Origin of the sequence: Cronobacter sp. JZ38, from assembly GCF_008932145.1 — a bacterium.
GTDB lineage: Bacteria > Pseudomonadota > Gammaproteobacteria > Enterobacterales > Enterobacteriaceae > Cronobacter > Cronobacter muytjensii.
In genome coordinates this window covers 2,348,795-2,369,339 of sequence record NZ_CP017662.1, presented here as the reverse complement: position 1 = coordinate 2,369,339, position 20,545 = coordinate 2,348,795, and the positions used below count along the sequence as shown (strand labels likewise).

22 protein-coding genes are annotated in these 20,545 nt (G+C 59.5%); 13 read left to right on the top strand and 9 right to left on the bottom strand.

Annotation, left to right across the window (positions count from 1 at the left end):
• Positions 1 to 18 precede the first annotated feature (18 nt).
• Together BJP61_RS11265 and ydfZ are read left to right on the top strand one after the other, a co-directional pair.
• Positions 19 to 915: a hypothetical protein gene (locus BJP61_RS11265; RefSeq protein ID WP_171998346.1), complete on the top strand. Its 897-nt coding sequence runs from the start codon at positions 19 to 21 to the stop codon at positions 913 to 915.
• Positions 916 to 1,039: 124 nt separating this feature from the next.
• Entirely contained in the window at positions 1,040 to 1,243 is a 204-nt protein-coding gene (gene ydfZ, locus BJP61_RS11260) for a putative selenium delivery protein YdfZ (RefSeq protein ID WP_038862890.1), read from the top strand.
• A gap of 171 nt (positions 1,244 to 1,414) precedes the next feature.
• Here ydfZ and BJP61_RS11255 read toward each other — a convergent pair whose 3' ends face one another.
• From BJP61_RS11255 to BJP61_RS11240, 4 genes are all read right to left on the bottom strand, one after another.
• Positions 1,415 to 2,881, bottom strand: coding sequence for a fructuronate reductase (locus BJP61_RS11255; RefSeq protein ID WP_038862889.1), 1,467 nt, complete (start codon positions 2,879 to 2,881; stop codon positions 1,415 to 1,417).
• Between the two features lie 164 nt (positions 2,882 to 3,045).
• On the bottom strand, positions 3,046 to 4,323 hold the full coding sequence (locus tag BJP61_RS11250; RefSeq protein ID WP_161579661.1) for an MFS transporter: 1,278 nt from the start codon (positions 4,321 to 4,323) through the stop codon (positions 3,046 to 3,048).
• 50 nt (positions 4,324 to 4,373) lie between these two features.
• Positions 4,374 to 5,588, bottom strand: a complete 1,215-nt coding sequence (manD, locus tag BJP61_RS11245) for a D-mannonate dehydratase ManD (protein WP_171998345.1) — start codon at positions 5,586 to 5,588, stop codon at positions 4,374 to 4,376.
• 156 nt (positions 5,589 to 5,744) lie between these two features.
• Positions 5,745 to 6,071, bottom strand: a complete 327-nt coding sequence (locus tag BJP61_RS11240; RefSeq protein WP_161579663.1) for a YnfA family protein — start codon at positions 6,069 to 6,071, stop codon at positions 5,745 to 5,747.
• A 116-nt stretch (positions 6,072 to 6,187) separates the two neighbouring features.
• On the opposite strand from BJP61_RS11240, the gene BJP61_RS11235 reads away from it, so the two are divergent.
• Together BJP61_RS11235 and speG are read left to right on the top strand one after the other, a co-directional pair.
• On the top strand, positions 6,188 to 6,517 hold the full coding sequence (locus BJP61_RS11235) for a DUF1283 family protein (protein ID WP_075193159.1): 330 nt from the start codon (positions 6,188 to 6,190) through the stop codon (positions 6,515 to 6,517).
• Positions 6,518 to 6,583: 66 nt separating this feature from the next.
• Positions 6,584 to 7,144: a spermidine N1-acetyltransferase gene (gene speG / locus BJP61_RS11230; RefSeq protein WP_038862882.1), complete on the top strand. Its 561-nt coding sequence runs from the start codon at positions 6,584 to 6,586 to the stop codon at positions 7,142 to 7,144.
• Positions 7,145 to 7,198: 54 nt separating this feature from the next.
• Here the strand turns inward: speG and BJP61_RS11225 are convergent, their stop codons facing one another.
• Positions 7,199 to 7,906, bottom strand: a complete 708-nt coding sequence (locus BJP61_RS11225; protein WP_038862881.1) for a YnfC family lipoprotein — start codon at positions 7,904 to 7,906, stop codon at positions 7,199 to 7,201.
• Positions 7,907 to 8,021: 115 nt separating this feature from the next.
• On the opposite strand from BJP61_RS11225, the gene BJP61_RS11220 reads away from it, so the two are divergent.
• From BJP61_RS11220 to dmsD, 5 genes are all read left to right on the top strand, one after another.
• Positions 8,022 to 8,318: a DUF1161 domain-containing protein gene (locus BJP61_RS11220; protein WP_007671423.1), complete on the top strand. Its 297-nt coding sequence runs from the start codon at positions 8,022 to 8,024 to the stop codon at positions 8,316 to 8,318.
• 285 nt (positions 8,319 to 8,603) lie between these two features.
• Positions 8,604 to 11,039 carry a dimethylsulfoxide reductase subunit A gene (gene dmsA / locus BJP61_RS11215; RefSeq protein ID WP_171998344.1) on the top strand — a complete coding sequence of 812 codons (2,436 nt, stop codon included), beginning with the start codon at positions 8,604 to 8,606 and terminating at the stop codon, positions 11,037 to 11,039.
• 9 nt (positions 11,040 to 11,048) lie between these two features.
• A complete protein-coding gene (locus BJP61_RS11210; RefSeq protein ID WP_038862878.1) occupies positions 11,049 to 11,666 on the top strand; it encodes a DMSO/selenate family reductase complex B subunit in 618 nt (205 codons plus the stop codon).
• A gap of 1 nt (position 11,667) precedes the next feature.
• Positions 11,668 to 12,516 carry a dimethyl sulfoxide reductase anchor subunit family protein gene (locus tag BJP61_RS11205; RefSeq protein WP_171998343.1) on the top strand — a complete coding sequence of 283 codons (849 nt, stop codon included), beginning with the start codon at positions 11,668 to 11,670 and terminating at the stop codon, positions 12,514 to 12,516.
• Positions 12,517 to 12,559: 43 nt separating this feature from the next.
• A complete protein-coding gene (dmsD, locus tag BJP61_RS11200) occupies positions 12,560 to 13,168 on the top strand; it encodes a Tat proofreading chaperone DmsD (protein ID WP_171998342.1) in 609 nt (202 codons plus the stop codon).
• On the opposite strand, the gene BJP61_RS11195 is transcribed toward dmsD, so the two are convergent.
• A complete protein-coding gene (locus BJP61_RS11195) occupies positions 13,165 to 13,500 on the bottom strand; it encodes a GlpM family protein (RefSeq protein ID WP_171998341.1) in 336 nt (111 codons plus the stop codon). The two genes, dmsD and BJP61_RS11195, sit on opposite strands and share 4 nt — an antisense overlap.
• 329 nt (positions 13,501 to 13,829) lie before the next feature.
• Here BJP61_RS11195 and BJP61_RS11190 point away from each other — a divergent pair, with 329 nt between their 5' ends.
• Genes BJP61_RS11190 through osmV form a run of 4 tightly spaced genes read left to right on the top strand, consistent with a single transcriptional unit; the run spans position 13,830 to position 17,267 of the window.
• Entirely contained in the window at positions 13,830 to 14,543 is a 714-nt protein-coding gene (locus BJP61_RS11190) for an ABC transporter permease (RefSeq protein ID WP_038862873.1), read from the top strand.
• 16 nt (positions 14,544 to 14,559) lie between these two features.
• Entirely contained in the window at positions 14,560 to 15,462 is a 903-nt protein-coding gene (gene osmX / locus BJP61_RS11185; protein ID WP_038862872.1) for an osmoprotectant ABC transporter substrate-binding protein OsmX, read from the top strand.
• 9 nt (positions 15,463 to 15,471) lie between these two features.
• Positions 15,472 to 16,119, top strand: a complete 648-nt coding sequence (osmW, locus tag BJP61_RS11180) for an osmoprotectant ABC transporter permease OsmW (protein ID WP_038862871.1) — start codon at positions 15,472 to 15,474, stop codon at positions 16,117 to 16,119.
• Positions 16,119 to 17,267 (top strand): osmoprotectant ABC transporter ATP-binding protein OsmV, encoded by a 1,149-nt coding sequence (gene osmV / locus BJP61_RS11175; RefSeq protein WP_038862869.1) that lies wholly within the window; start codon positions 16,119 to 16,121, stop codon positions 17,265 to 17,267. The genes osmW and osmV overlap by 1 nt, the downstream gene beginning before the upstream one ends.
• Before the next feature lie 210 nt (positions 17,268 to 17,477).
• On the opposite strand, the gene bioD is transcribed toward osmV, so the two are convergent.
• The 3 genes from bioD to BJP61_RS11160 form a co-directional block, all read right to left on the bottom strand.
• Positions 17,478 to 18,170 carry a dethiobiotin synthase gene (gene bioD, locus BJP61_RS11170; protein ID WP_075193165.1) on the bottom strand — a complete coding sequence of 231 codons (693 nt, stop codon included), beginning with the start codon at positions 18,168 to 18,170 and terminating at the stop codon, positions 17,478 to 17,480.
• Positions 18,171 to 18,285: 115 nt separating this feature from the next.
• A complete protein-coding gene (mlc, locus tag BJP61_RS11165) occupies positions 18,286 to 19,503 on the bottom strand; it encodes a sugar metabolism global transcriptional regulator Mlc (RefSeq protein ID WP_038862867.1) in 1,218 nt (405 codons plus the stop codon).
• A 106-nt stretch (positions 19,504 to 19,609) separates the two neighbouring features.
• Positions 19,610 to 20,530, bottom strand: coding sequence for a LysR family transcriptional regulator (locus tag BJP61_RS11160; protein WP_075193166.1), 921 nt, complete (start codon positions 20,528 to 20,530; stop codon positions 19,610 to 19,612).
• Positions 20,531 to 20,545: the final 15 nt, after the last annotated feature.

Sequence of the window (20,545 nt, the reverse complement as noted above, 5' to 3'; positions counted from 1 at the left end):
TTGCTAAGGATGGATGCGATGCGCGCATTACTGCTGCTGGGCTGCGCCCTTTTCTCTTCTCCGCTGCTGGCGGACTGCCTGCAAAAAGAGGCCATCGCCACGGCCGCTGCGGATTTCACGTCATCCATCAGTACGGTGACCGGCGCGCCCCGCGCCAGGTTCTATTCCGCCCCGTCGCCGGAGTGCAAACTCGCGGCGTTTCTGGTGCCCGGCGACGCGGTGCAGGTGGTTCGGCTTTCCCGCAGCGAGGCGGACACTCGCGATGACGCGGCGCGCCCCTTCGCCTGGGTGCGCTATCGTGATGCCGCCGGGCGCGTGGCGACGGGCTGGATGGAAACCGCCGCCCTGCGCGCGCAGCCTGACGCATTAACCCCACAGGGCGTCTGCGCCGCCCGGCTGCCGGCCCCTGACAATACGCCATTACCTGACGCGGGCACCCGTTATCAGGTGACGGGCAGCGGTCGCCATTACTTCTACTCCGCCCCCGATGCGCAGTGCCGCAGTCCGCATCTGTTTCTGGTGGACGGCGACACGGTGAGTGTCAGCCGTACGTTGCCGGACGCCGGATACCGCGAGGCGACGTGGTATGGCAAAGACGGGCGCATTATTAAAGGCTGGCTCGACGCGGCCTCGCTTCGCGCGACCAACGCGCACGATGTGTGGCGTGACGATATCAGCACCAGTCCGCTTGCCCGCGTGACCCGCACCGTTTCGTTGTTGCTCGACCCGCGTGGCCAGTGCATTTTTTATGAGAACGCGCAGGATGGCGGCGTGTATCGCCTGCTGGTGCGCGAAGACCATACCCGCGAGGGGTGTCGCGGCGGCGCAGATCCTGAGGTTGCCCCCGTGGTCGCGACTATCGATGTTGATATCGCAAGCGGAAAAATCGTGCGTAACGCGCCTGCCGGAGAGTAATCAGACGGCGTGACATTCATCACACAAATGCCTCGTTTTTGATCGAGATTAACGTTTTTGTGGTCGTGATTTTTAAAATGGGCCTCGTCTGGATCATTCCCAACTATTCAGAGGAGATATCACCATGATGACCTACGATCGCAACCGTAACGCCATTACTACCGGCAGCCGCGTAATGATCAGCACCTCCGGCGAAACCGGCATCATTAAAGCCATCCACGGCGACGGCCTGACTCCGGAGCAGATCCGACGTGGCCGTACCGTGGAAGTGGAAGGCTGCGAAGGTAAATTCGAGCCGATCGAGTTGATTCGTCTGGGTATGAATTAATAACGCAGGCGTTGTGAATGGCGGGTTCGCTGCGCTTACCCGCCCCACGTGCGACAAATAATGAACATGACAGCCTGTTCAGAGTAAGTCCCGAAGCGCCGCCCACGCTTGCGCCGTCAGAATCCCGCCACTTCTCTCCATCCCTTTTCCTGTCACGCATCCACCGCCGCGTTACGCCATTTGCTGCATATATGCCGCCACGGTGGCTTTCGCGCCGTGCGATAACAACAGGTGATAGGCTTGCGTCACTGCCGCCACAAACGCCGGCTGCTGCGCGAGATCATCGCCAAAAATCGCCTTCAGCCCCAGAAGCGCATGTACGCGCGCCTCGCCATCTTCGCTGATACGCACCGCCTGTTGAATCGCGTCAAGCAGCGGATCGCAAACCTCAATCGCCTTGCCCTGCTCATCCACTCCGCTCACATAGCGCATCCAGCCTGCGACGCCGAGCGTCAGCAGATCGTGACGGCTGCCGTGCGCCCGGTGCCAGCGGATGGCATCGAGCCAGCGCTGCGGCAGCTTCTGGCTGCCATCCATCGCGATTTGCCAGGTGCGGTGGCGCAGCGCCGGGTTGCTGTAACGTTCAATCAGCAAATCTGCGTAGTGCGCCAGATCCACCCCCTGCACGCGCAGCGTCGGCGCCTGTTCATTGAGCATCAGCATGCGGGCCGCGCGGCGGTAATGGTCATCCTCCATGCAGTCGTTGATATGTGGGTAACCCGCCAGATAGCCGAGATACGCCAGAAACGAATGGCTGCCGTTGAGCATGCGCAGTTTCATCTCTTCAAACGGCACCACGTCGCGCACCAGCTGCGCCCCCGCCTTTTCCCATGCGGGGCGGCCCGCCACGAAGTTATCTTCAATTACCCACTGGCGGAACGGCTCGCAGGCGACGCCCGCGGGGTCCCGTACGCCAGTGATAGCGGCGATGCTATCGAGCGTCTCCGGCGTCACGGCGGGCACAATGCGGTCCACCATCGTCGAAGGAAACGTCACGTGCGTTTCAATCCACGAGGCCAGCGCCGGGTTCACCGCGCGGGCGTAGGCCGTCACCACGTTGCGGGCCACGCGGCCGTTTTCCGGCATGTTATCGCAGGACATCACACTAAAGCCTTTAAGCCCGGCGGCCTGACGGCGCGCCAGCGCCTCGACAATCACTCCGACAGCAGAGGATGGACGTTGCGGATGCGACAGATCGGCGGCGATAAGCGGGTTATCAATGACCAGCTCGCCGGTCGCGGGCGAATGGCAGTAGCCTTTCTCGGTGATCGTGAGTGACACAATCGCCACCTGCGGCTGGCAGAGCGCCGCGAACACGGCGTCCAGGCCATCCACCTCAGCATGCAGCGCGCTTTTCACCACGCCGACCACGCGGGCGCGCCAGGCGTCGGCAGACATTTCCGCCACGGTATAGAGGTTATCCTGACGCCGGATATCGGCGATTTGCTGCTCTCCGCCGATCAGGTTGATTTCGCAATACCCCCAGTCGCTGCCGTGTTCTGCGGCGAGAATATCGGCGTAAACCGCCTGGTGCGCGCGATGAAACGCGCCAAAGCCGAGGTGAACAATGCGGGCGGTGAGCGCGTCGCGGTCGTACGTGGGGAGAATGGCGCGGGCTTTAAGAAGCGTGTTTTCCATAGTCATGACTCATTTGATAAATAAAGTAATTTGTATGAAGCCTACGCATCGCAGCGGCGCGCTTTATGATTTGCGACAGCTTTTACTAACTACCTTAACTAGAATGGTAGCAAAGCGTGATTTTCATCACGCTTTCGCATAAGGGCCGAGGGGCAGAGCCGGGATCAGATCGTGACGGGTTTTGCGGCGAGTTTTTCGTGACCGTGCGCTTTTACCACGGTCCAGAGAATAATGGCGCCGAGGATGTCCATCATGCTCAGAATAATAAAGAAGGGATTGTAACCAACGGTTTTCACCAGGCCGCCCATGATAAGCGTGCAGATAAAAATGCCCGTCCAGCCTGCCGTGCCGGCAAAACCGCTGACGGTGGAGGTTTCATTACGGCGAAAGAGATCGGTCGCCATCGTAATCACCTGGGTTGACAACATCTGGTGCGCGAACGCGCAGATGGACACCAGCCCGACCGCCATATAGGCACTGTCGACAAACCCGACAAACGCCAGCGGCAGCATCAGTACCGCGCCGGTGCTGAACCCGATGCGCCGCGCGTTGATGGTCGAGATATTCCAGCGCTTCATCATAGAGTTATTTAAAAACCCACCCGCCATGCCTCCAAAATCCGCCGCCAGAAACGGCAGCCAGGCGAACAGCGCGATGTCTTTAAGCGGCATGTGTCGAACGGTCATCAGATAGACCGGCAGCCAGAAGTTAATGGTGCCCCAGGCCGGGTCGGCCAGAAAACGCGGCAGCGCGATACCCCAGAAATTACGCTGCCGCAGGATCTGCATGACTGACGGTTTGCTGCCGTCTGCCTCCAGATGTTTCTCCTGCCCTTCATCGATGTACTGCGCCTCTTGTACGCTCAGCGCGCGGTGGCGCGCCGGAGACTCATAGCCGAACCACCAGATGACCGCGAACACCAGGCCGAGCGCGCCGGTTATCACAAACGCCATTTCCCAGTTGTACGCCATGATGGCCCAGACCACGAGCGGCGGCGCCAGCATCGCGCCGATGGAGGTGCCGATATTCGCAACCCCGCCCGCAATGCCGCGCTCTTTCGCCGGGAACCACTCTGAGTTGCACTTCACGCCAGCCGGAATGGCTGAGGCTTCGCTCAGCCCCATCAGCCCGCGCAAAAAGGCCAGGCCGCCCCACGAATGGCAGGCAGCATGCGCCATATTGGTCACCGACCAGGCGATAATCATGATGAAAAAGCCGAGCTTTAAGCCCACCACATCGATAAAGAAGCCGCAAAGGGGCTGCGCAATCGTGTAGGCGAACTGAAAGGCGCTCAAGATCCAGGCGTATTGTTGTTCATTAATATGGAGCTCGGTAAACAATGTCGGGGCCGAAACGCTGAGCGAACTGCGCGCCAGCGCATTGATAATCGTGCCCAGTGACACCAGGCCTATCATATACCAGCGTAGATGTTTAATTTTCATGGGTAGGGTCCGGGTATTGTGATGTTATCGCAGGGACAGGCGCGCCGGGCTTACCAGTTCCACAGCGTGCCGTCTTCGAGGCGGGCGACCGGGAGGTAAGCCGGATCGTAGGGGTATTTCGCCGCCAGCTTTTCATCGAACTCAATGCCAAGCCCCGGCTTGTCGCCCGGATGCATATAGCCGTTGTCGAAAGTCCAGCTGTGCGGAAAGACCTCCAGCATCTGCGCCGAATAGCCCATATATTCCTGCACGCCGAAGTTCGGCACCCAGAGATCGAAATGCAGCGCGGCGGCGTGGCAGACGGGCGAGAGATCCGACGGGCCATGCGAGCCGGTGCGCACCTGATACAGCGCGGCGAAATCGGCGATGCGCCGCATGCCGGTGATGCCGCCCGCGTGGGTAACGGTGGTGCGGATATAATCAATCAACTGCTCTTCTATGAGCTGTTTACAGTCCCAGATGCTGTTAAAGACTTCGCCGACCGCAATGGGCGTCACGGTGTGCTGGCGGATAAGCCGGAAGCAGGCCTGATTTTCGGCGGGCGTTGGATCTTCCATCCAGAACAGCCGGTGATCTTCAATGCTTTTGCCAAAACGCGCGGCCTCGATGGGCGTCAGACGGTGATGCATGTCGTGGAGCAGATGTTCGTGAAAGCCGAATTTACTGCGCACCGCTTCGAACAGTTTTGGCGTGAAATCGAGGTATTTCTCCGTTGACCAGAGCTGCTCTTCCGGCCATTGCCCTTTGGTGGCGGGCTCATACGCCGCGCCTTTGCTCTTCGCCATGCCGTACGTGGTTTTCATGCCCGGCACGCCGCACTGCACGCGAATCGCTTTAAAGCCGAGTTCTTTATGACGCGCGTAGTCGTCCAGCACGTCATCGATGGTGTGGCCGGTGGTGTGACAGTAGACCATCACGCCTTCGCGCGACGCGCCGCCCAGCAGCTGATAAAGCGGCATCCCGGCGGCTTTGGCTTTGATATCCCACAGCGCGGTGTCGATAGCCGAAATGGCTGACATCGTTACCGGGCCGCGTCGCCAGTAGGCGCCCTTATAGAAAAATTGCCAGATATCTTCGATGCGCTGCGCATCACGCCCCACCAGCTGTGGACAGAGATGATCGCGCAGGTAGCTCGCCACTGACAGTTCACGCCCGTTAAGCGTGGCATCGCCCAACCCGGTGAGCCCATCGTCCGTTGTGATTTTTAGCGTGACAAAGTTGCGACCGGGACAGGTGACAAACACTTCCGCCTTACTGATTTTCATGCATCTTTCCTTTTAGACATGGCGATACGCAAACTGTACGCACCGCGAACAACTGACTTAACTACCATACAAGTTGATTAAGAGGAAAAATGCGCGACGCTTCACAAAGCGTGAAGCGCTGCCAGAGTTACCCGTAAAGAGGAATTCACAGAAACGTCAGGCGCGGCCCCAGCCGGCGACGATAATCAGCATGCCGCACAGCGCCACCGCCGCCCCTGCCCAGTCGTAAACGCTCAGGCGGACACCGTCGACGACGCGCAGCCAGAGCAGCGCGGTCATCACATAGACGCCGCCGTAAGCGGCATAGACCCGCCCGCTCGCCGCCGGGTGCAGCGTCAGCAGCCAGACAAACAGTATCAGCGACAGCGCCGCTGGCAGCAGCCAGAGTATGCTCGCCCCCTTGCGCAGCCACAGCCACGGCAAAAAACAGCCGACGATCTCCGCAAGCGCGGTGGCGAAAAAAAGCAAAGTGGTTTTAATCATATTGAGGCTCATGTAGATAATATCGGCAATCGTCGCCGCTGTGCGCGATTCGCGCACGATGATATAGTAAAGCGTGTCGGCTTCACGACAAGAACAGCTTCATTAAGGATATCGCCATGAATAAATTCCTTCGCCACTCACTGCTGCTGGCGCTGTTGACCGGTGCATTCACCAGCGTTGCCCACGCGCAGACCGATAAACTGATTATCGAATCCGGCGACAACGCCCGCACCCGTCAGGACGCCGCGATGGATAAAGAGCAATGGAATGACACCCGTTCTTTACGCCAGAAAGTCAATAAACGCGCCGAAAAAGAGTGGGATAAAGCGGATGTCGCGTTTGACGCCCAGGATAACTGCGAAAAAAGCGCCAACCTCAACGCCTACTGGGAACCCAACACCCTGCGTTGTCTTGACCGCCGCACCGGCCGCGTCATTAATCCGTAACGCTCGTTTGCACCACGGCTCCCGCGCGCCGGGGGCCGGCTTTCCCGCGCACAAAAAGGATGAACGATGTCAGACTACGTTGATGTCAAACTGCGCCCGCTGGAACGCGAAGATTTGCGTTTCGTCCATCAGCTCGACAATAACGCCAGCGTGATGCGCTACTGGTTTGAAGAACCTTATGAAGCGTTCGTTGAGCTTTCCGATCTCTATGACAAACATATTCACGATCAGAGCGAACGCCGCTTTGTGGTGGAGTGCGACGGCGATAAAGCGGGCCTGGTGGAGCTGGTGGAAATTAACCATGTTCACCGTCGCGCCGAATTCCAGATAATCATCTCCCCGGAACATCAGGGCAAAGGCCTCGCCAGCCGCGCGGCGAAGCTTGCGATGGATTACGGCTTTACGGTGCTGAACCTCTATAAGCTCTATCTGATCGTCGATAAAGAGAACGCCAAAGCCATCCATATTTATCGCAAGCTGGGCTTTATGGTCGAGGGCGAGCTGGTCCATGAATTCTTTATTAATGGCGAGTATCGTAACACCATCCGCATGTGCATTTTCCAGCATCAATACCTGACGCAGCTCAAACCTGCCGGGAACAGCCTGCTGAAACCCACCGCGCAGTAAGCCCGTGAAGCGCAGGATGCCTGCGCTTTTCACGGCCCGTCACCACACCGCCTGTCAGTAGTAATTGATTTCGTTCTGGATGGTGAACTTATGCTGTTTTGGCGGCGTTGTGCCCGTGTCGGTCAGTTCCAGCACGCAGCTTAACGGATTGAGATGGCGGTCATATTCGCAACTTTGCTTCGCGGTATCGACGACCTTGTCGTTAAGTTTCGTCACCGAGGTGTAGTCATGCTTTTTACGCTTGTCGCTCGGCGTGGCTATCGTGGAAAGCTCCGCGTCTTTGGCTTTGCTGGTTTTGCCAAGCGGATAGCCTTCGTCGTCGTAACGGTAGCTGACCGTGACTTCCTGCGTATGCCCTTTCACCACGAATTCGCGCTCGTTGGTTTCATAGATCATGCCGACCGCCGGCAGCTCCGCCAGCTGGCATTTCCCCTGTAGCCGGATGCGCTTTTCGCGGGTCAGCGCGTCCAGGTAATAATTCGCGTCCAGCACCAGCGAGAGATGGCTGTTGCTCGGTTTATCGACGTAGTTCAGCGTCTCGAAGCACCCCTCTTCTGAAAGCGTGCCATTGACTTCGGTTTCCACGTCGCCGCTGTCGTTTATCAGCTTCTGGGTGAAGTTTTTTACCGGGCCGCGCAGCGGATCGAAATTAAACTCGCTGGAGAAACTGGCCATTTCCGGGCTGAACGGCGCGAGCGCGTCCGGCTTATCGCAGCCGGTCAGCGCCAGCGACACCATCATTACCGTCACGTATTTATTCACGTTTTATTATCCTTCTGCGGCCTCGCCAAAAGCGGCATGATATCTGAAAAGTCAGTGATATATATAACAACTGCTATGCTTACTACATCTGTTTTACGCCAATAAGGAGCCGTTAATGAAAAAACGTTACTGGGCAGGCGCCCTGCTGCTGGCCGCGACATTGCCGGTCAGCGCCGCGCAAAACTCCTGTGAACGGGTAAAAGCCGATATTGAACAGCGCATCATTAATAATGGCGTACCGGAAAACGGGTTTACGTTAACTATCGTGCCTAATGACCAGGCTGACCAGCCGGATGCGCAGGTTGTCGGCCACTGCGCCAACGATACGCAAAAAATTCTCTATACCCGCACCCAGAGCGGTAACGCCGCAGGCGGTGCGACGTCGCAAGGCGCGGCGAGCGAACCACAATAATCATAAGGGGCTTCGGCCCCTTTTTTGTTCCTGTCACATCCCTCAAGCCCCATCTATTGACCCTCGTTAACGTTTACTACTCCATTCCGGGTAAAAATATTCCCACGCTAATCATTAGCGCTCTAATCGTCTGAATTTTTCCCTCATGGCCGCCGGTCGCTGCTCGCCAGAGGCAATCCGCAGCACACCAGGCTTGTGCATATAGCGAAGATCCGCTGCGGGCTAACCACAACCCTGACAACAGGTACCACATTGACTCTCCGCTATGGAGACAAGGAGCAAGTAATGTCAAATACCGATAGTCCGGCCGGGATCAGCCGCCGTACGCTGGTGAAATCCACCGCACTGGGGGGTCTGGCGCTGGCGGCAGGCGGCATCTCTCTGCCCTTCGGGCTCCGGCATGCCGCCGCCGCAGTGGGACGCGCCGTTGGCGCGCCGGATGAACGTGTCGTCTGGAGCGCATGCACCGTCAACTGCGGCAGCCGCTGCCCGCTGCGAATGCATGTAGTGAATGGCGAGATCCGTTATGTCGAAACCGATAACACCGGCACCGATGACTATAACGGGTTGCACCAGGTACGCGCCTGCCTGCGCGGGCGCTCCATGCGGCGGCGCATCTACAATCCGGATCGTCTGAAATACCCCATGAAGCGCGTCGGCAAACGCGGCGAAGGCAAATTCGTGCGCATCAGCTGGGAAGAAGCGCTGGATACCATCAGCCAGGGGATGAAGCGCATTATCAGCGAATACGGCAACGAGGCGATTTATCTCAACTACGGCACCGGCACGCTCGGCGGCACCATGACCCGCTCCTGGCCGCCAGGCAAAACGCTGATTGCCCGGCTGATGAACTGCTGCGGCGGTTATCTTAATCACTACGGCGACTACTCCAGCGCGCAGATCGCCGCAGGCCTGAACTACACCTATGGCGGCTGGGCTGACGGGAACAGCCCATCGGATATTGCCAACAGCAAGCTGGTGGTACTGTTTGGCAATAACCCTGGCGAAACCCGCATGAGTGGCGGCGGCGTGACGTACTACCTTGAACAGGCGCGCGCCGCATCGCAGGCGCGGATGATAGTCATCGATCCACGCTATACCGACACCGCCGCCGGGCGCGAGGATGAATGGATCCCGATCCGCCCTGGCACCGATGCCGCGCTGGCCTCCGCCATCGCCTGGGTGTTGATCGCTGAAAACTATGTCGATCAGGCGTTTCTGGATAACTACTGCGTCGGCTATGACGAGAAAACCCTGCCGCCCGGCGCGCCTGCCAATGGTCATTATAAGGCGTATATCCTCGGCGACGGGCCGGACGGAATAGCCAAAACGCCCGCCTGGGCCGCGCCCATTACCGGCATCCCCGAAGCGCGCATTATCAAACTCGCCCGCGAAATCGGCCAGGCCAAACCGGCGTTTATCGCGCAGGGCTGGGGGCCGCAGCGCCACTCTAACGGCGAACTGGCCTGCCGCGCGATAGCGATGCTTCCATTCCTCACCGGCAATGTCGGCGTTCACGGCGGCAACAGCGGCGCGCGCGAAGGCTCATTCTCGCTCCCCTTCGCGCGGATGCCGACGCTGGAAAACCCGGTACAGACCAGTATCTCAATTTTTACCTGGACCGACGCCATCGAGCGCGGCCCGTCGATGACCGCGACCGCCGACGGCGTGCGGGGTAAAGAGAAGCTCGACGTGCCGATTAAGATGATCTGGAACTACGCCGGTAACTGTCTTGTTAACCAGCACGCCAACATCAACCGCACCCATGAAATTTTGCAGGACGATAAAAAGTGCGAGCTGATCGTTGTCATCGACTGCCATATGACCGCCTCGGCGCGCTATGCCGATATCCTGCTGCCGGACTGCACCGCGTCGGAGCAGATGGATTTCGCGCTCGACGCCTCCTGCGGCAACATGGCCTACGTGATTTTCGCCGATCGGGCCATTGCGCCGCGCTTTGAATGCCGCACTATCTATGACATCACCAGCGCGCTGGCGGCGCGTATGGGTGTCAGCGATAAATTTACTGAAGGCCGCACGCAGGAAGGCTGGCTGCGCCATCTTTACGCGCAATCGCGGCGTGCTATCCCCGAGCTGCCGGATTTTGAGACGTTCCGTAAGCAGGGCATTTTTAAGCTTCGCGATCCGCAGGGCCATCACGTGGCCTATCAGGCTTTCCGTGAAAACCCGACCGCGAATCCGCTTACCACGCCCTCCGGCAAAATCGAGATTTACTCCTCGGCGCTTGCCGATATCGCCGCGCACTGGCAGTTGCCGCAAGGCGATGTGATCCACCCGCTGCCGGTCTACAGCCCCGGCTTTGAACAGGCAACCGATCCGCAGCATGCGCACTACCCGCTCCAGCTCACCGGTTTTCACTATAAATCCCGCACCCATTCCACTTACGGCAACGTCGATGTTTTACAGGCCGCCTGCCGCCAGCAGATCTGGATCAATCCGCAGGATGCGCAGGCACGCGGCATCAATGATGGCGACCAGGTGCGGGTCTGGAACGCGCGCGGCGAAGCGCGCATCGAGGCGAAAGTGACGCCGCGCATTATGCCGGGCGTCGTGGCGCTGGGTGAAGGCGCGTGGTACCAGCCTGATGCGCAGGGCATCGATCACGCCGGTTCCATTAACGTACTGACCACCCAGCGGCCATCACCGCTGGCGAAAGGAAACCCGTCTCACAGCAATCTGGTTCAGCTTGCCAGGGTTTAAGGAGTCCCGATGACCACACAATATGGCTTTTATATCGATTCCAGCCGCTGCACCGGGTGTAAAACCTGTGAGCTGGCGTGCAAGGATTACAACGATCTCACTCCAGATGTGAGCTTTCGCCGCATTTATGAATACGCGGGCGGCGACTGGCAGGAAGACAACGGCGTCTGGCATCAGAACGTTTTTGCTTATTACCTCTCCATTGCGTGCAACCATTGTGAGGATCCCGCCTGCGCCAAAGTGTGCCCGAGCGGCGCGATGCACAAGCGTGAGGATGGCTTTGTGGTGGTGAATGAAGATGTCTGCATCGGTTGTCGCTACTGCCATATGGCGTGTCCGTACGGCGCGCCGCAGTATAACGCGGCCAAAGGGCATATGACCAAATGCGACGGCTGCTATGAGCGCATCGCTGAGGGCAAAAAACCGATTTGCGTCGAATCCTGCCCGCTGCGCGCACTGGATATGGCGCCGATTGAAGAGCTGCGTAAAAAGTACGGCTCGCTGGCGCAGGTCGCGCCGCTGCCCGCCGCCCACTTTACCCGCCCGAATATCGTGATTAAACCCAACGCAAACAGCCGCCCGACCGGTGACACCACCGGCAGACTGGCGAATCCGAAGGAGGTCTGAAATGGGAAGTGGATGGCATGAATGGCCGCTGGTGTTATTCACCGTGCTCGGCCAGTGCGTGGCGGGCGGGCTTATCGTTACCGGTCAGGCGTGGTTTAACGGCAATCAGAATGACCGCGCCCGCATCGTGCGCGTCATGTTTTTTCTCTGGGTATTAATGGGTATCGCGTTTCTCGCCTCGGTGATGCATCTCGGCTCGCCGCTGCGCGCGTTTAATTCGCTGAACCGTCTTGGCCACTCACCGCTCAGTAATGAGATCGCCAGCGGATCGCTGTTTTTCGCGGTCGGCGGGCTGTGGTGGCTGGTGGCGGTACTCGGCAAAATGCCGGAGGCGCTCGGGAAAGCATGGCTTATCGTGGCGATGGCGCTCGGCGCGCTGTTTATCTTCGCGATGACGCGCGTGTACCAGATCAACACCGTACCCACCTGGCACAACGGTTACACCACGCCCGGCTTTTTCCTGACGGCGTTTCTCGGCGGGCCGTTGCTCGGCGCGCTTCTGCTGGCGGCCGCGGGTGTGGCAGGGTCGCGGGTTTTCACCGTGGTTTGTGTGCTGGCGCTGGTGATAAGCCTCGCGGGGGCGCTGATGCAAAGCGCAAGCCTTGCGGGCATCCATACCTCCGTACAACAGGCGAGCGCCCTGCTGCCGGATTACGGCTTCTGGCAGGCGTGGCGCATGGTGCTGCTGGCGCTCGGCATTGGTTGCTGGCTCTGCCCGCTGATACGCCGCGTTCCGCCGCGCCCGTGGGGGCTGACTGCAGGGTTTACGCTGGTGCTGGCAGGCGAGCTTATCGGTCGTGGCCTTTTTTATGGCCTGCATATGACGGTGGGTATGCCCGTTGCAGGATAACTTCGGGTGGCGACGCCGCCCGGCTTTTTCAGGACAGTGAGCAGTGAAACAGACATTAACGGATATCTCTACCAGCGCCCGTATTCTCGGCGCGCTTTTTTATTATTCGCCGGATGCCCCGCAGGCGCGCGGCATCGTTGACGCGCTGCGCGCGCCGGGCTGGGAGCGAGAATGGCCCCGGGCGTTTGACGCCGCGCTGACTGCAGGATTTAGCGCGCCTTACGCTGAGGGCGAAACGCTGGCGCAGGCGTGGCAGCGGCTGTTTATCGGCCCGCACGCGCTGCCCGCGCCGCCGTGGGGCTCGGTCTGGCTCGATCGCGAATCGGTACTGTTTGGCGACTCCACGCAGGCGTTGCAGCGCTGGCTGCGTGAGAACGCCATCGCCTTTGAAACGCCGCCGCAGGAGCCCGCGGATCATATCGGTCTGTTATTGCTGCTGGCCGCCTGGCTTGCCGGGGAGGGAAAAACGCGTGAGCTGGAAGAGCTGCTGGCCTGGCATCTGCTGCCGTTCGCGCCGCGCTTTCTGGAGGTCTTCTGCGCACAGGCGCGTCACCCGTTTTACGTGGCGCTCGGCGAACTGACGCGCGCGACGCTTGGTTGGTGGCGCAGTGGACTGGCGATGCCGGTGGCGCAAAAGCCGCTGTACCGTTAGTGAAAGCGGCTCCACAGCGCAATGAGCAGCCAGGCGCTCAGGCACCAGCAGGCGACCGCCCCGCCGAGCTCCAGCGGCATTTTGACCATGCCGCTCGGCACCCACAGCGAGGCCAGACAGACAAAATAGGGAATAACCGCCCACATGCCGAAAATCACCGTGGTGCGTAGCGCCCCGACGCCGCGCCCGGTGACGACGATATAGTGCGCAATAAGCGCAAAGGCCGGAAAAAGCGGGATCAGCCCGGCAAGATAATAATTTTTGTTTTTCGACAGCATGCCTGGCAGCACCACGACCGCCGCGCCAGGCAGCGCTTTTATCGACAACCCCATCGTCTCACGTTCCGTTTGCAGGTTTCGGTTTTTTCCGACCCTGTCATAACCGCTCGCATTACCGGGATTTTTTCACGGCAGCCCTCTCCTTTTGTGACGGCGTCACTTATCGCGCTCCGCTTTTAAGATAATTCTCTTGATCGCTGTGTAAACGAGACGGCGTAAGGGCAAACCGTTAATTGCCGGGATAAACCATTTGTCAGTTAATGGTCACGCCGACTGGAATCCTTCCCGCGCGGTTGCTATAGCTCAATACACCCTGCCGACACACGGCATAACAACAGGCGATACCCATCGCCATAAAACGTGCACCAGGGAGACAACGCCTCATGCAGAAAGCCTCACTGACTTTACGCGCCATCGGGGCGCTGGCCGGCCTCGCGGTGGTTATCGGGCTGCTGGTCTGGGGCATCGGCCCTGCGACTATCGCCGCCCGCCGCGAAGATCTGCTTTATCTGGGTAAACAGCATCTGATTCTGGTGTTCAGCTCAATGGCGCTGGCGCTCGCGGTCGGCATCCCGAGCGGCATTTTGTTAAGCCGCCCTGCCGCCCGTCGTTTTGCGGAATATGCGATGCAGATATTTAACATCGGCAACACCCTGCCGCCGCTGGCGGTTCTCGCCCTGGCGATGGTGGTGGTCGGCATCGGCGACAAGCCCGCCATTGTGGCGCTGTTTCTCGCCTCCCTGCTGCCGATTGTGCGCAACACTTATGCCGGGCTCTGCTCCGTGCCAGGCTCGCTGCTGGAGGCGGCCAACGGTATCGGCATGACCAAAGGACAGCGACTCTGGCAGGTAGAACTGCCCAACGCCTGGCCGGTGATGCTCTCCGGTATCCGCATCGCCACCGCCATTAACGTCGGCACCGCGCCGCTCGCTTTTCTTATCGGCGCCAGCAGCTTCGGCGAGCTGATTTTCCCCGGCATCTACCTGAACGATTTCCCGACGCTCATTCTCGGCGCTGCCGCCACGGCGTTGTTCGCGCTGATTCTGGATATGGCGCTCGCCGCGCTGGGCCGCGTGCTCAGCCCGCATACCGCCTGATGATAAGGAGCTTCCGATGACCCTGTTATATCGTCTGCTGGCCTTCGCCACCGCGGGCTTACTCTTCGCCGGCTCCGCCAGCGCCGCGCCGCTGGTGCTGACCACCAAGAGCTTTACCGAGCAGCATATTCTTTCCGCCATGACCGTCCTGTACCTGCAAAAGAAAGGTTTTCAGGTCGAGCCGCGCACTAACATCGCGACGGTCATTTCACGTAACGCCATGATCAACAAACAGGTGGATATGACGTGGGAGTACACCGGCACGTCGCTGATTATCTTTAATCACATCAACAAACGGATGTCGCCGGAAGAGACCTACGACACGGTGAAAAAGCTGGATGCGAAACTCGGTCTGGTGTGGCTCAAGCCCGCCAGCATGAACAACACCTACGCGTTCGCCATGCAGCGTAAACGCGCCGAGGCGGAGCACATCAGCACCATTTCGCAACTGGCGGAAAAAGTGGAGCAGGTGCGTAAAACCGACCCGGATAACAACTGGATGCTGGCGCTCGATCTGGAGTTTTACGGGCGTAGCGACGGCATGAAGCCGCTGCAAAAGGCGTACAACATGCCGCTTGACCGCCCGCAGATCCGCCAGATGGACCCCGGCCTTGTCTATAACGCGATTCGCGACGGCTTTGTCGAGGCAGGCCTGGTGTACGCCACTGACGGGCGCGTCAAAGGGTTCGATTTAAAAGTGCTGGAGGATGATAAAGGCTTTTTCCCAAGCTATGCCGTGACGCCGGTGGTGCGCAAAGACACGCTGGCGGCGAACCCGGGCCTTGAGGACGCGCTGAATACGCTCTCCGGGCTGATGGATAACGAGACCATCACCACGCTTAACGCGAAGGTGGATATCGATCACCAGACGCCGCAACAGGTCGCCCGCGACTTCCTGCGCGACAAAGGTCTGCTTTAAGGAGAGATGATGGATACCCTTCACTATATGATCGATAACGCCGGTTTCCTCGCCACCCTGACGTTCCAGCATTTATGGCTGGTGCTGCTGGCAGTAGGGTTCGCGATTATTATCGGCGTGCCGCTCGGCATTCTGATTGTGCGCTACAAATGGCTCGCCACGCCTGTGCTGGGACTGGCCACGCTCGTGCTGACCATTCCGTCCATCGCCCTGTTCGGGCTGATGATCCCGCTCTTTTCGCTGATAGGCCAGGGCATTGGCGCCCTGCCCGCGATTACCGCCGTGTTTCTCTACTCGCTGCTGCCGATTGTGCGCAACACCCACACGGCGCTCGACAGCCTGCCGCCGGGGCTACGTGAAGCCGGACGCGGCATCGGCATGACGTTCTGGCAGCGTCTGCGCTGGGTAGAGATCCCGATGGCGCTGCCAGTGATTTTTGGTGGTATCCGCACCGCCGTGGTGATGAATATCGGCGTGATGGCGATCGCCGCCGTCATCGGCGCGGGCGGGCTCGGGTTACTGCTGCTTAACGGCATCGGCGGCAGCGATATTCGTATGCTCATCGCCGGCGCGCTGATGATCTGTTTACTGGCAATTATTCTGGACTGGTTACTGCACCGCTTGCAGGTCGTGCTGACGCCTAAGGGGATCCGATAATGATTAAACTTGAAAACCTCACCAAACAGTTTACGCAGAAAAACGGCCAGACCGTCAATGCCGTGGATAACGTCAACCTGAACGTGCCGGAAGGCGAAATGTGCGTACTGCTCGGCCCTTCCGGCTGCGGCAAAACCACGACGCTGAAGATGATTAACCGGCTGATAGCCCCCTCCAGCGGCAAGATTTACATCAACGGCGAAGACACAACCGATCTGGACACCGTGACGCTGCGCCGCAACATCGGCTACGTTATCCAGCAGATAGGTCTCTTCCCGAACATGACCATTGAAGAGAATATTACCGTGGTGCCGCGAATGCTGGGCTGGGACAAAGCCCGCTGTAAGGAGCGCGCGACCGAGCTGATGGCGATGGTGGCGCTCGATCCGAAACGCTTCCTGAACCGTTATCCGAAAGAGATGTCGGGCGGCCAGCAGCAGCGTATCGGTGTGATCCGCGCGCTGGCGGCGGATCCGCCGGTGCTGCTGATGGATGAACCGTTCGGCGCGGTGGACCCGATCAACCGTGAAGTTATCCAGAACCAGTTTCTTGAGATGCAGCGCCAGCTGAAAAAAACCGTGATGCTGGTGAGCCACGATATCGACGAAGCGCTGAAGCTTGGCGACCGCATCGCGGTATTCCGCCAGGGGAAAATCATTCAGTGCGCGAGCCCCGACGAGTTGCTCGCCAAACCGGCGAATGAATTTGTGGGCTCGTTCGTAGGCCAGGATCGCACGCTCAAGCGTCTGCTGTTGATTCAGGCGGGCGATGTGACCGACAAACAGCCGACCATTACGGTGCGTACCGCAACGCCGCTCGCCGAAGCCTTCGCGCTGATGGATGACAATGATATGCGCTCGGTAACCGTGGTGGATGAAAACGAGAAACCGCTGGGGTTTGTGAAGCGTCGCGAAGCGCGCGGCGCGGTGGGCGTCTGCGCCGATATGCTCCACCCGTTCCGCGTGACCGGCAAAGCGGAAGATAACCTGCGCGTGGTGTTGTCGCGTCTGTATGAGCACAACACCGTCTGGATGCCGATTGTGGATGAAGATGGCCGCTACAGTGGTGAAATCTCTCAGGATTATATCGCCGATTACCTCAGTTCCGGTCGTACCCGCCGGGCGCTGAATATTCATGAAGGGCTGTGAAGGGTGGCAGGGTTGTGAAGTGATATCAGGCGTTATGGGTATGATGGCGGGCCTGTGAGTGTGGCGGCGGGTGCGCTGCGCTTACCCGCCTTACCGTCCGGCATTAACGCCACTGTCGTACAGGGCGGGTAAGCCCGCCCTTTTCATGTCTTACCAATGCCGGGTAGCGCCGGGTAGCGTTCACACCATGATAACCGGTTCAAACCGCGCTCATACCGCGGTGCGCAGCGGGTTTGTCGCGCCAAGGCGCGTGACATCCACCCACTTCGCCAGCTCGCGCTGTTCGGCGCGCGGCAGATACGGCAGCTCGCCGAGCAGCGGCGCCGGGAGTTTCTGGCTTAACACGTCGATGATTTCCGCATAATGCGCCAGACCCGGATTAATACGGTTCGCCACCCAGCCCACCAGCGGCAGACCGTCGCTCGCAATCGCCTGCGCGGTTAACAGCGCATGGTTCAGGCAGCCTTCCTGAATACCCACTACCATCAGCACCGGCAATTGTTCCTGCACTACCCAGTCGGAGAGCGGGCGTAAATCGTTCATCAGGCTGCGCCAGCCGCCGGTGCCCTCGACCACGACGTGATCCGCCTGTTCGCTCAACTGCGCCAGGCCTTTTGATAACAAGGAATAGTTAATCGCGCAGCTGTGCGCCACGCTGCTCTCTTCTTCGCTAAACGCGACAGGGTTAATCGCCTCATACGGCAGCGCCAGGGTGGACACGCTTTGCAGCACCAGGGCATCTTTGTTGCGTAGCCCTTCCGGCGTGACTTTGCTTCCTTTCGCCACCGGCTTATAGCCCACCACGCGCTTGCCGGTGGCGGCCAGCGCCTGTAACAGGGCGCGGGAAACCACCGTTTTCCCGACGGCGGTATCTGTACCGGTAATAAAGACGCGCTTAAGCATCGCTGACTCCATCTGCCATTGTGTTAAAAAGAATGATCCAGTGGCAAAAGTCTAAAAGAAGACTTTCAGGGTCAGCTTGAGATAGCGCAATTTTTAGTGGATCAGGGAAAAGTTGTCACCCTTGCAGCAGGCGAATCAATAACGAACCGTTATACATCGCGTCTTTCACCAGCGCCGCGCCGGCCATTGTGCCGCGGTTGGAGAACTGGGTACTTTCGACGCTGATGTTACGGCTATAGGCGGGCAGCGACTGCTGGCGAACCGCGTCAGCAATGGCCGGGAACAGAATATCCGAGGCCCGGTTGAGCGGCGAACCAATCAGGATTTTCTGCGGATTAAACAGATTCACCATAATAGCGAGAATGCGCCCGACATTCGTGCCTACGCCGAGAATGATATCGCGCGCCAGCAGATCGCCCGCCAGCGCCGCATCGCACAGCGACGCCACGCCGAGCGGCTGTCCGTGCAGCATCGAGCCCATCGACTGGTTCATGCGCTGCTGGGCAAGCTCCAGTACGCTGTCGATGCTGGCGATGGTTTCAAGGCAGCCATGATTGCCGCAGTAGCAACGCTTGCCGTAAGGATCGACCTGCGTATGGCCAATCTCCACCAGACTGCTGCTGCCCGCATGCAACAGGCGGCCATCGGTAATAACGCCCGCGCCGACATTATGGTCGATTACCACCTGAATTACGTCGCGCGCGCCGCGGGAGGCGCCGAACAGCCCTTCGGCCATCGTCCAGGCGCTGATGTCATGCTGAATAAACACCGGCACGCCGGTATGGGCTTCCAGCGCCGCGCCGAGCGGCATATCGGTGACATCGTAAAACGGCATCTGGCGCACCAGCCCGTGCTCGGTGTCGATAACGCCCGGCAGCGTAATGGCGATGGCGGTGAGTCGTTCCAGCTGGCGCTGGTGGCGAATAAAAAAGCGATCGATATGGTCGATGATACGATCGAGCAGCGGGCGGGCCTCTTTCAGCGGCAGGTCGAGCTGCTCTTCCACCACCAGTTTGCTGCTGAGATCGCGCAGCGCGAGGTTGATTTCGCCGCGGTTGATGCGTACCGACAGATAGTGCCAGGCGTCCGTTTCCACGGCGAGCCCCACCGCCGGACGCCCGCGGCTGCCTGGCTCCTGGATTTCCGTCTCCTGCACCAGATGCGCCTCGAGCATTTCGCGCACGATTTTCGTGATGCTGGCGGGAGCGAGCTGCGCCAGTCTGGAAAGATCGATACGTGATACCGGGCCAAGCTGATCAATCAGGCGATACACCGCGCCCGCATTGGTCTGTTTTATCTGATCGATATGGCCCGGTTGACTATCAGCAGCCACGTCTCACTCCCTTATTTTCGCGCTTCGAAATAAACATTCGGCTATGGTGAAGCACTTCGCCAGGGCGCGTCAAATTTTTACTTAGCCTTGTGATTTACTGCACATTTTATTGGGCTTCAGCACGGGTTTCGGGGGGCGTGGGCGCGCCGGTCAGCAGCGAAATAAAACGTTGTGCCGCGGCGCTTTGCTCGCGGTGACGCGCCCAGACCAGCCACATTTCTGAAATCGCGTCCGGCTCGCGCAGTTTTACCCAGCGCATCTCGTCAAGCCGCACGCGCTGAAACGACGCAGGCAGAATCGACACGCCGAGCCCGGCCGCCACCAGGCCGATGATCGTCATCGCCTCGCCCACCTCCTGAGTGATGCGCGGCTGCACGCCGTAACGATGCAGCAGGCCGAGAATATCGTCATACAGGCCGGTGCCGACATGCGGATCGAAAAAGACGAACGGCTCGCCCGCCAGTTCGCTTAACGACACCGCCTCGCGCGCGGCGAGCGGGTGATCGCAGGGGATCAGCGCCAGCAGCGGCTCGCGCAGCACCAGTTGCCAGGCGAGCGTCTCCGGCAGCGGCGTGTTGCGCATCAACCCGACATCCAGCCGCCCTTCCGTCAGCGGCGCTATCTGAGCACGGGTGTTGATTTCCAGCGTCTGCAGATGCACGTCCGGGTAGCGGCGGCGAAACACCGACAGCGTATCGGAAATGGCGCGGATAAAGGGAGCCGACGACGTAAAGCCAATGCGCAGTTCGCCGGTTTCGCCATTATGGAGCCGGGCGGCGCGCACCGCCGCGGCTTCCACCTCGCTTAAGATCTGGCGGCTGTCGGCGAGAAACTGCCTGCCTGCCGCCGTCAGGCTGACGCTGCGGTTGGTGCGGGCCAGCAGCCGCGCGCCGGTCTGCGCCTCCAGCGCCTGGATCTGCTGGCTCAGGGGCGGCTGGGAGATATTCAGCCGGGCGGCGGCGCGGCCAAAATGCAGCTCCTCGGCGACCGCCACGAAATAGCGAAGATGGCGCAGTTCGATATTCATATTTAATTCATATTA

Excerpts from the sequence above, each read along its gene's own strand:
- BJP61_RS11265 (WP_171998346.1), top strand. The coding sequence starts at position 19 with ATGCGCGCATTACTGCTGCTGGGCTGCGCCCTTTTCTCTTCTCCGCTG.
- ydfZ (WP_038862890.1), top strand. The coding sequence starts at position 1,040 with ATGATGACCTACGATCGCAACCGTAACGCCATTACTACCGGCAGCCGC.
- BJP61_RS11255 (WP_038862889.1), bottom strand. The coding sequence starts at position 2,881 with ATGGAAAACACGCTTCTTAAAGCCCGCGCCATTCTCCCCACGTACGAC.
- BJP61_RS11250 (WP_161579661.1), bottom strand. The coding sequence starts at position 4,323 with ATGAAAATTAAACATCTACGCTGGTATATGATAGGCCTGGTGTCACTG.
- manD (WP_171998345.1), bottom strand. The coding sequence starts at position 5,588 with ATGAAAATCAGTAAGGCGGAAGTGTTTGTCACCTGTCCCGGTCGCAAC.
- BJP61_RS11240 (WP_161579663.1), bottom strand. The coding sequence starts at position 6,071 with ATGATTAAAACCACTTTGCTTTTTTTCGCCACCGCGCTTGCGGAGATC.
- BJP61_RS11235 (WP_075193159.1), top strand. The coding sequence starts at position 6,188 with ATGAATAAATTCCTTCGCCACTCACTGCTGCTGGCGCTGTTGACCGGT.
- speG (WP_038862882.1), top strand. The coding sequence starts at position 6,584 with ATGTCAGACTACGTTGATGTCAAACTGCGCCCGCTGGAACGCGAAGAT.
- BJP61_RS11220 (WP_007671423.1), top strand. The coding sequence starts at position 8,022 with ATGAAAAAACGTTACTGGGCAGGCGCCCTGCTGCTGGCCGCGACATTG.
- dmsA (WP_171998344.1), top strand. The coding sequence starts at position 8,604 with ATGTCAAATACCGATAGTCCGGCCGGGATCAGCCGCCGTACGCTGGTG.
- BJP61_RS11210 (WP_038862878.1), top strand. The coding sequence starts at position 11,049 with ATGACCACACAATATGGCTTTTATATCGATTCCAGCCGCTGCACCGGG.
- BJP61_RS11205 (WP_171998343.1), top strand. The coding sequence starts at position 11,668 with ATGGGAAGTGGATGGCATGAATGGCCGCTGGTGTTATTCACCGTGCTC.
- BJP61_RS11195 (WP_171998341.1), bottom strand. The coding sequence starts at position 13,500 with ATGGGGTTGTCGATAAAAGCGCTGCCTGGCGCGGCGGTCGTGGTGCTG.
- BJP61_RS11190 (WP_038862873.1), top strand. The coding sequence starts at position 13,830 with ATGCAGAAAGCCTCACTGACTTTACGCGCCATCGGGGCGCTGGCCGGC.
- osmX (WP_038862872.1), top strand. The coding sequence starts at position 14,560 with ATGACCCTGTTATATCGTCTGCTGGCCTTCGCCACCGCGGGCTTACTC.
- osmW (WP_038862871.1), top strand. The coding sequence starts at position 15,472 with ATGGATACCCTTCACTATATGATCGATAACGCCGGTTTCCTCGCCACC.
- osmV (WP_038862869.1), top strand. The coding sequence starts at position 16,119 with ATGATTAAACTTGAAAACCTCACCAAACAGTTTACGCAGAAAAACGGC.
- bioD (WP_075193165.1), bottom strand. The coding sequence starts at position 18,170 with ATGCTTAAGCGCGTCTTTATTACCGGTACAGATACCGCCGTCGGGAAA.
- BJP61_RS11160 (WP_075193166.1), bottom strand. The coding sequence starts at position 20,530 with ATGAATATCGAACTGCGCCATCTTCGCTATTTCGTGGCGGTCGCCGAG.